Source organism: Actinomyces sp. oral taxon 175 str. F0384 (assembly GCF_000223355.1).
GTDB classification, from domain to species: Bacteria; Actinomycetota; Actinomycetes; order Actinomycetales; family Actinomycetaceae; genus Actinomyces; species Actinomyces oris.
Window position 1 is genome coordinate 737533 of sequence record NZ_AFUR01000006.1, and the last position, 8468, is coordinate 746000.

Annotated in this window: 6 protein-coding genes and 1 pseudogene; all 7 read right to left on the reverse strand. The window is 73.2% G+C overall.

The window, feature by feature from the left end; genetic code table 11:
- Positions 1-53: 53 nt before the first annotated feature.
- Entirely contained in the window at positions 54-1799 is a 1746-nt protein-coding gene (locus HMPREF9058_RS11605) for an ABC transporter permease subunit (RefSeq protein ID WP_254654146.1), read from the reverse strand.
- Positions 1796-3352, reverse strand: a complete 1557-nt coding sequence (locus tag HMPREF9058_RS11610; RefSeq protein WP_009747779.1) for an ABC transporter substrate-binding protein — start codon at positions 3350-3352, stop codon at positions 1796-1798. The genes HMPREF9058_RS11605 and HMPREF9058_RS11610 overlap by 4 nt, the downstream gene beginning before the upstream one ends.
- A 62-nt stretch (positions 3353-3414) precedes the next feature.
- Positions 3415-4353 carry an ABC transporter ATP-binding protein gene (locus tag HMPREF9058_RS11615; protein ID WP_009747818.1) on the reverse strand — a complete coding sequence of 313 codons (939 nt, stop codon included), beginning with the start codon at positions 4351-4353 and terminating at the stop codon, positions 3415-3417.
- Entirely contained in the window at positions 4350-5201 is an 852-nt protein-coding gene (locus tag HMPREF9058_RS11620) for an ATP-binding cassette domain-containing protein (protein ID WP_009407238.1), read from the reverse strand. Before HMPREF9058_RS11620 ends, HMPREF9058_RS11615 begins: the two co-directional genes overlap by 4 nt.
- Positions 5202-5282: 81 nt before the next feature.
- Positions 5283-7169 carry a dihydroxy-acid dehydratase gene (ilvD, locus tag HMPREF9058_RS11625; RefSeq protein WP_009406970.1) on the reverse strand — a complete coding sequence of 629 codons (1887 nt, stop codon included), beginning with the start codon at positions 7167-7169 and terminating at the stop codon, positions 5283-5285.
- A gap of 258 nt (positions 7170-7427) precedes the next feature.
- Positions 7428-7754 (reverse strand): annotated as a pseudogene (locus HMPREF9058_RS13215) (DUF2992 family protein); the annotation flags it as partial.
- Between the two features lie 222 nt (positions 7755-7976).
- Entirely contained in the window at positions 7977-8384 is a 408-nt protein-coding gene (locus HMPREF9058_RS11630) for an FKBP-type peptidyl-prolyl cis-trans isomerase (RefSeq protein ID WP_003787493.1), read from the reverse strand.
- Positions 8385-8468 lie beyond the last annotated feature (84 nt).

The following is an 8468-nucleotide window of genomic DNA, read 5'->3' on the forward strand; positions in this document are numbered from 1 at the left end:
CGGAGCCGGGCCGCTGCCACAAGACCTCAGCGGCCCCAGCGGTCTCCGCGGTCTCAGCGCCGCATGCTGCGGGAGGCGGCGACGGACGTGATCGACAGGACCACGAGGGCGGCGGCGGGCGTGGCCACAGCCCAGGGGGCCCGTTCGATGTAGGGCAGCGCGTCGGACAGGACCAGTCCCCACTCCGGTGCGGGGCTCTGGGCGCCCAGGCCGAGGAACCCCAGGGCGGCCAGGGCCAGGGCCTTGCCCGGCAGCCTCAGGGCCGCGTGGCGCGCCAGGGGGCCGACGACGGCGGGCAGGACCCGGGTCAGGGTGATCCGCACGCGCCCCTCCCCCAGGACCGAGGCGAGGAGGACGTCGGGGCGCTGCCGGTTCTCGGCGACGAGCCCGGCGGCGTGGGAGGCCAGGGGCGCCCAGCCGACAGCGGCCACGGCGATGGCGGCTCCGGTGGCGCTGGGCCCGGACACGCCGGCGACGATGAGGCCGGCCAGGATCGGCGGGGCGGCGTTGGCGACCTCGATGAACCCCGTGGCCGCCCGCGGTGCCAGTCCCACCAGCATGGCGATGATGAAGCACACCACAGTGACGATGACGGCGCCGCTCACGGTGGACACGGCCCCGTGAGCCACCCGCGCCAGCACGTCGCGCCCGAGCGAGTCGGCGCCCAGTGGGAGGGCGGCACTGGGCTGTGCGAGCTTGTCCGCGACGACGGCGTAGGGGTCACGCCGAATCCCGACGGCGACCATGAGGGCCAGCAGGGCGGCACCGCTGACGGCGATGACGCGGGCGGCTCGCCCCGGGTGCTCCACCGGGGGCGGTGCCGTGAGCCCGCCCGCCCCGGCGGCCCGCCCCATGAGGAGGCGCCGGGCCGCTCCGGCGATGACGCCGGCAGCTAGTGCCAGGGCGAGCAGCAGCAGGATCTGGGCCTGGAGGGCCGGCACGTCCTGGGCGGAGGCGGCGTCCAGGAGCTCGCGCCCCAGCCCGGGGATGGCGAAGATCTTCTCCACGGCGACCGCGCCGCCGGTCAGGGCGACGACGACGAGCGCCACCTGCCCGGTCAGTGGTGCCAGGGCCCGCCGCAGGACGGCTCCGGCCAGGGTTCGGCCGCGGATGCCGGCGGTGGACCAGGTGGCCACCCAGCGTTCGGAGAAGGTGGCGGTGACGGCGTCGGAGACGAGTCCGCCGAGGTAGCCGCCGGTGGGCAGGCCCAAGCTGAGGGCCGGCATGATGACCTTCTCGGGGCTGCCCCACCCGAAGGGCGGCAGGATCCTGAGGTAGACGGCCAGCACGAGCATGAGGATCGGGGCGAGGAGGTACTCGGGCAGGGAGATGAGGACCGCGGAGGCGCCGCCGCCGCGGGGTCGAGGGCTCCCTCGCAGCCCGTCGCGCAGGGCGGGCAGGACCAGGGCGGCGGCCACGATGACTCCGACGCCGAGCGCGGCGGCCATGAGGCTCAGGGAGACTCCGAAGGCGTCCACGGCATCCGGGCCGACGTCGGCTCCGGAGACCCAGGAGCGGCCCAGGTCGCCGCGGGCCACTCCGGCCAGCCAGTGCCCGATGACGTGGAGGGGGCCGCCGTCGATCCCGATGCTCTTGCGGATGGAGTCCAGGATTTCCGGTGTGGGCTCCCGGTCGGAGGAGGTGGCACGCAGGATCGTCAGGGCCGGGTCCTTGCCCGAGAGCCAGGGCAGCATGCCCACCAGGCCCACGAGGCAGGCCAGGGCGAGCAGGCGCGAGATGCCGGTGACGAGGTCGCCCGTGCGCAAGCGCCCGGCGAGCCGGGTGAGCACGCCGCTCACTTCTTCACGGTCGTGGCCGAGGTGATGAGGGCGCGCTCGCCCGGGTCGCGCTGGGCGCCGGTGACCCCGGCGGCCTCGCCCTGGATGACGCGCTCGTGGGCCAGCGGGATGGCGGCGCCGGAGGCGAGGATGGCCTGCTCGGCGGCCATGATGGACTTGTGGCGCTCGTCGCCGGGCTGCGTGGCGGCGGCCTTGGAGATGGCGGCGTCGACCTTCTCGTCGTGCAGGCCGCTCATGGAGTAGGAGCCGGAGGAGGAGAAGTCGGCGGTCATGTAGGCGACGGCGTCGCCGGAGTCCAGGACGGTGGAGCGCGACACAAGGACGGCGTGGAACTTGCCGGCCAGGGCCTCGGACTCGATCTGGTTGTACTCGCGCACGTCCTGGGTGACCTTGAAGCCGGCGGCCTCGAGCTGCTGGGCCAGGAGGGGGACCATCTCTCCGAGCTCGGGGCGGTCGGTGTAGGAGGCCAGGGTGATGGCGGTGCCGGCGGGAACGGCCCCCGCGGCGGTGGCGCCGGGGACCTTACCGGTGGCGGCCGCACCCGAGGCTCCGGGGTAGGTCTCCTTCTTCCAGGCGCGCAGCTCGGCGGCCCACGGCACGGCCGGCCCCAGGAGCCCGACAGGAGAGTCGGCGTGCCCCTCGAAGACGGTCTTGATGAGGGCGGCGGGGTCGACGGCGTTGCGGGCGGCGGCTCGCAGGGAGGGGTCGGCGAAGGGGCCGGAGCGAGTGTTGAGGTAGAGGGTGGAGGTGCGCGGGGTGGCCACCTCGTGGAGAAGGTTCTTGTCGATGTTGCCGACCTGGGCGACGGGGACGGCCTCGACGATGTCCGCGGTGTCGGTGCGCAGGGCGTTGGCGCGGGCGGCGCCGTCGGGAACGTAGGTGACGTCGATGCCGGGGGCGGTGGCCTTCGTGCCCCAGTACTTGTCGTTGCGTTCCAGGGTGGCGCCGGAGGAGCCGTTGGTCTGCTTGAGGATGAAGGCGCCGGTGCCGTGGCCGACGGGGTCGATGGCGCCGTCGGCGGAGCTGGGGTAGGCGGCCGGGGACAGGATGACGAGCTGGGGGCTGGACAGGCGCTGCGGCATGAGGGGGTCGGGGGCCGCGGTGGTCAGGAGGAGGTCCTTGCCGTCGGCCTTCGCGGTGAGCTTGACTCCGTCCAGGACGCGTGGCGGCTTGGCGGCGGTGGCGGCGAAGGTGAGGGCGGCGGCCGCGTTCTCGGCGCTCAGGGCGGTGCCGTCGTGGAAGGTGACGCCCTCGCGCAGGGTGAGGCGCCAGGTGGTCTCGCCCTCGCGCTTCCAGGAGGTGGCGAGCAGCTCCTGGGCGTCGCCGTCGGCGTTGAGCGTGGTGAGGCTCTCGGCGCAGGACCAGCGGACGAGCTTGGAGCCGTCGTTGGTGAGCGGGTTGAGCTTGCTCTCGGGGGCGTGGAACATGGCCAGGCGGATGCGGCCGTCGCCCGAGGAGCTGCGCGAGCAGGAGGCGATGGCGGCGGCGCCGGCTCCGACGCCGAGGGCGGCGAGGACCTGGCGGCGGGTGACGGCGGGGCTGGGCAAGGACATGGAAGCTCCTTCGGGCCTGTGTCGGGGTGTCAGCGGTCGGGGTGTCATCGGTCGGGAGGTCGTCAGTCGGTGGTGGTCGGCAGGCTGGGCACGGCGTCGCGTAGGGCGCGGGTGGCCGGGTGGGCGGGCTCGGTCAGGAGGCGGCGCATGGGGGCGTCCTCGACGATGGAGCCCTCGTCCATGACCAGGGCCCGCTGGCAGACGCGGGCGACGGCGGCCAGGTCGTGCGACACCACTAGCAGGGCCGGGGCGGGCACGGCGCCAGACACAGCCGGGGCGGGCACGGCGCCAGACACAGCCGGGGCGGGCACGGCGCCAGACACAGCCGGGGCGGGCTCCGGCTCGCCACTCGCGCCGGACTTGGCGGGGGGCTCCTGCTCATCGCTGGTGGCGGCGTCGGGGTCGGCCTCGATGGCGGCGAGCAGGTCGAGGGTCTGGCGGCGCAGGGCGGGGTCGAGCCCGGAGACCGGCTCGTCGAGCAGGAGGTAGCGCGGGGACAGGGCCAGGGCCCGGGCGATGGAGACCCGCTGCGCCTGGCCGCCGGAGATCTCGTGGGGCCGGTTCTCCCAGATCTCGCGGTGAATCTCGAGACTCTCCAGGATCTTCCGGGCTCGGCTGACGGCCTCCTCGCGGTCGCGCACCACGCCCAGGGTGCGCAGCGGGGTGCTCACCTGCGCCAGCACTGAGCGGCGCGGGTGGAGGGTGGCGGCGGCGTCCTGGGGCACGTACTGCACCGCCCGCCGGAAGGCCCGCAGCGCTCGGGCGCCGCCTCGGCGTACGGGGCGGCCGTCGAGCAGGATCTCGCCGGTGTCCTCCGGGCCCGGGGAGTCGAGCAGCAGCAGGGCGCGCAGCAGCGTCGTCTTGCCGCATCCTGAGCGTCCGATGAGGGCCACGTTCTCCCCCGGCTCCAGGCGCAGGTCCACGCCGCGCAGCACCTCTCGTCGCTCGCCGCCGGCCCCAGGGTGGGAGCGCCTCAGTCCACGGGTCTCAAGCCCGCTCATGCGGCGGCTCCTGCTGCGGCCAGGGCCCCGTCGATGGTCTCCTCGGCGCCGGCCTCGCACATGGCGGCCGTGACCGGGTGCTCGGGGCGGGTCAGGACGGAGCGGGTCTGCCCCGATTCGATGATGGCGCCGTCGTGGAGGACGGCGATGTTCTCGCAGATGGCGGCGGCGGGCAGGTCGTGGGTGATGAGGAGCAGGGCGGGGGCCTGGGGCAGGCTGGTCAGAGAGCTCAGGAGCCCGAGGATCTCGGCGCGGGCGACGACGTCGAGGGCGGTGGTGGGCTCGTCGGCGATGATGAGGGCTGGTTCGGCGGCCAGGGCCAGGGCCAGGCTGACGCGCTGGCGCTGGCCTCCGGAGAGGCGCCCGGGGACGCGGTCGGCGAAGGACTCGTCGAGCCCGACGGCGTAGAGGTAGTCGGTGGCGCGCTGGCGGGCCTCGTCCCGGCTGCGTCCGGCGGCTTGGGAGGCCAGCGCGATCTGGCGGCCGACCGCGATGAGCGGGTGCAGGGCTGTGGAGTGGTCCTGTGGGACCAGGGCGATGCGGCTGCCCCGGGGGCGGCGGGCGGCGGGCAGCCCCAGCAGGTTGACGCTGCCGTCCTCACCTCCCGCTGGGGAGCTCGTGCTCGGGTCGCTGCCTGCGTCAGCGTCATCGGGCTCAACGGTCAGGGAGCCGGCGACCCCCAGCGAGGCCGGGAGGGTGCCCGCGAGCGCGGCGCAGGTGAGGGACTTGCCCGCTCCGGAGGCGCCGACCAGGGCGGTCCGGCTTGCGGGCTCCAAGCGGAGGGCGACGCCGTTGACCAGCGTCGTGCTGCCGGATCGCACCACCAGCGATCTGAGAACGATTGTCACACGCAAACCCTAGGTGCAAGTGACAACGATTTTCAAATATGCAGTTGGTCAACCCTGGTCGTCCCTGACGGCCGCTGAGAGCTACTTGATGCCGAGGCGCTTGAGGTCGCGCACGGCGCCCAGGTCGGCGCTGGTGGCGAGCATCGCGTAGGCGCGCAGCGCCGCGGAGACCTTGCGGGGGCGGTCCACGTGCGGGGTCCAGGCGGCCTCGCCGCGGGCCTCCTCCTCGGCGCGGCGGCGCTCGATCTCCTCATCGCTCAGGCGCACGGAGATGGCGCGGCGCGGGATGTCGATGTCGATGATGTCGCCGCTGCGCACCAGGCCGATGAGTCCGCCGGCTGCGGCCTCCGGGGAGACGTGGCCGATGCTCAGCCCGGAGGTGCCCCCGGAGAAGCGCCCGTCGGTGAGCAAGGCGCACTCCTTGCCCAGGTGCATGGACTTGATGTAGGTGGTCGGATAGAGCATCTCCTGCATGCCGGGGCCGCCGCGCGGTCCCTCGTGGCTGATGATGACGACGTCGCCGGACGTCACCTGCTTGCCGAGGATCCCGGCGACGGCGTCCTCCTGGGACTCGAAGACGACGGCGGGCCCGGAGAAGGTCAGGATCGACTCGTCCACGCCGGCGGTCTTGACGATGCAGCCCTTCTCGGCGATGTTGCCGAAGAGGACGGCCAGGCCGCCGTCGGCGGAGTAGGCGTGCTCGATGTCGCGGATGCAGCCGGCGGCGCGGTCGGTGTCGAGGGACTCCCAGCGGGAGGCCTGGGAGAACATCTCGGTGGTGCGCACGCCGGCGGGGGCGGCGAGGTAGCCGGTGCGGATCTCCTCGCTGACCTGGGAGCCGGGGACGCCGTCGGGGCCGGGGCGGGCGATGTCGTAGGCGGCGAGCTCCTCACCCAGGGTGGTGCCCAGGACGTTGGAGGTGGTGGTCTCCAGCAGGCCGCCGCGGTCGAGCTCGCCGAGGATGCCGATGATGCCGCCGGCGCGGTGGACATCCTCGATGTGGTAGAGGTTCGTCGAGGGCGCGACCTTGGCCAGGTGGGGGACCTTGCGCGAGAGGCGGTCGATGTCGGCCATGGTGAAGTCGACCTCGGCCTCCTGGGCGGCGGCCAGCAGGTGCAGGACGGTGTTGGTGGAGCCGCCCATGGCGATGTCCAGGCTCATGGCGTTCTCGAAGGCGGCCTTGGTGGCGATGGAGCGCGGCAGGACGGAGGCGTCGTCGTGCTCGTAGTAGGCCCGGGTGATCTCGACGATCTGGTGGCCGACGCGCTTGAAGAGCTCGCCGCGGTCGGCGTGGGTGGCCAGCAGGGTGCCGTTCATGGGCAGGGCCAGGCCGAGGGCCTCGGTGAGGCAGTTCATGGAGTTGGCGGTGAACATGCCCGAGCAGGAGCCGCAGGTGGGGCAGGCCAGGCGCTCGATGGCGCTGATGGTCTCGTCGGTCACGGTGGGGTCGGCGGCGTCCATCATGGCGTCGATGAGGTCGAGCTTGCGGGTGGTGCCGTCGGCCGCGGTCATCTTGCCCGACTCCATGGGGCCACCAGAGATGAAGATGGCCGGGATGTTGAGGCGCATGGCCGCCATGAGCATGCCCGGGGTGATCTTGTCGCAGTTGGAGATGCACACGAGGGCGTCGGCGCAGTGGGCGCTGACCATGTACTCCACGGAGTCGGCGATGAGGTCGCGGCTGGGCAAGGAGTAGAGCATGCCGTCGTGGCCCATGGCGATGCCGTCGTCGACGGCGATCGTGTTGAACTCCTTGGCCAGGCCCCCGGCGGCCTCGATCTCGGTGGCCACGAGGCGTCCGACGTCGCGCAGGCCCACATGACCGGGGACGAACTGGGTGAAGGAGTTCGCGATGGCGATGATCGGCTTGCCGAAGTCGGAGTCCTTGACGCCGGTGGCACGCCACAGTGCACGGGCGCCCGCCATGTTGCGGCCGTGGGTGGAGGTGGCGCTGCGGTACTGCGGCATGAGCGATTCCTTCTCGGGCAGACGGACTGGAACGGCGTCGCAAGGAGCCGGCCTCAGGGGGTGGCCAGCGCTTCACGACGCCGTGTTGCCATAGCGTAGCCCTCGTTGGCTCCGGGCGCCGCTTCGCTCCCTGTCCCTGAGACGCGCTGAGACGCACTGAGACGCGCCAAGGCCACCCCCGGCACGGTCTCGGGCCGGCGTCCCGCACCCCCAGGGGGCCGCGCTCACCGCCACGATTTGCGGAACACCGGGCTTGCGTCACCGGCCGCGGTGACGGCGCTTGGCCCGCTGACGACGGCGCGCCCAGTCCTCGTCCGCCTTCTGGCGACGGCGCCTGCTCCGGTCACGGGAGGCACGGGTCGCGGTCTCCTCACGGGCAGCGGCCAGGGCAGCCTGTGCAGCGGTGGACGGACGCGCCCGGGCAGCCTCCTTGGCGGCCTGCCGGGCGGCGCGCTTGGGGTTGGGGCGTGGGGCAGATGACGAGCCCACCGGTCTGGACGCCGGTACCGGAGGACAAGCAGCGGCTCGGTCGATGAGGGCCCCGCCGTGAGTCAGGAGGAAGTCGTAGAGCTCGACGTCGCTGGGTTCGGCCCCGACGGCGTCATCCGGACTTCCTCCGGACCGTGCAGTTCGTGCTACCGGGTGTGGCGCGAGCGCGCCGCCCCCAGGCTAGCGCAGTGAACGCCGCCCCGGAGCACCGCATACAGACGCGCGTTCGCACGGCAGGGCTCCAGGACGCACTGTCAGGGTGCAGTGTCCTGGGCGCCTGCCGTGCGAACGCGCGGTCAGTGGCTCAGTGGGCCTGGCTCACATGACGCCGAGGATCTCCGTGACGAAGACGAGGGTGTCGCCGCCGCGGATGCCGGCCTGCGGGACGCCGCGGTCGCCGTAGCCGAGCTCGGAGGGGATGGACAGCAGCAGGCGCGAGCCGACGCGCTGGCCCACGAGGCCGTCGTCCCAGCCGCGGATGACCATGCCGACGCCGACCTGGAAGTTCAGCGGCTGGCCGCGGTCGTAGGAGTTGTCGAAGACGTCGCCGCCCCAGATCTGGCCCAGGTAGTTGGCCACAATCGTGTCGCCGGCCTCGACCACCTGGCCGTCGCCGGCGTCGAGCACCTGGACCTGGAGCCCCTCGGGGGCCTCGGTCCCGGGGAAGGTGAGCGTGGGCTTCGTGCCCTTGGCGCCCTCGACGGAGGGCATGTTGGTGTTAATCATGCGGCGAGCCTACGTGAGGCCCCCGGTTGGACGCCGCAGCGGGCCTCGGCCCAGCGCGAACCCGGCAAGCGGGGCGGCACCGCC

Coding starts and splice junctions, on each gene's coding strand:
- HMPREF9058_RS11610 (WP_009747779.1), bottom strand. CDS start 3,352: ATGTCCTTGCCCAGCCCCGCCGTCACCCGCCGCCAGGTCCTCGCCGCC.
- HMPREF9058_RS11615 (WP_009747818.1), bottom strand. CDS start 4,353: ATGAGCGGGCTTGAGACCCGTGGACTGAGGCGCTCCCACCCTGGGGCC.
- ilvD (WP_009406970.1), bottom strand. CDS start 7,169: ATGCCGCAGTACCGCAGCGCCACCTCCACCCACGGCCGCAACATGGCG.
- HMPREF9058_RS11630 (WP_003787493.1), bottom strand. CDS start 8,384: ATGATTAACACCAACATGCCCTCCGTCGAGGGCGCCAAGGGCACGAAG.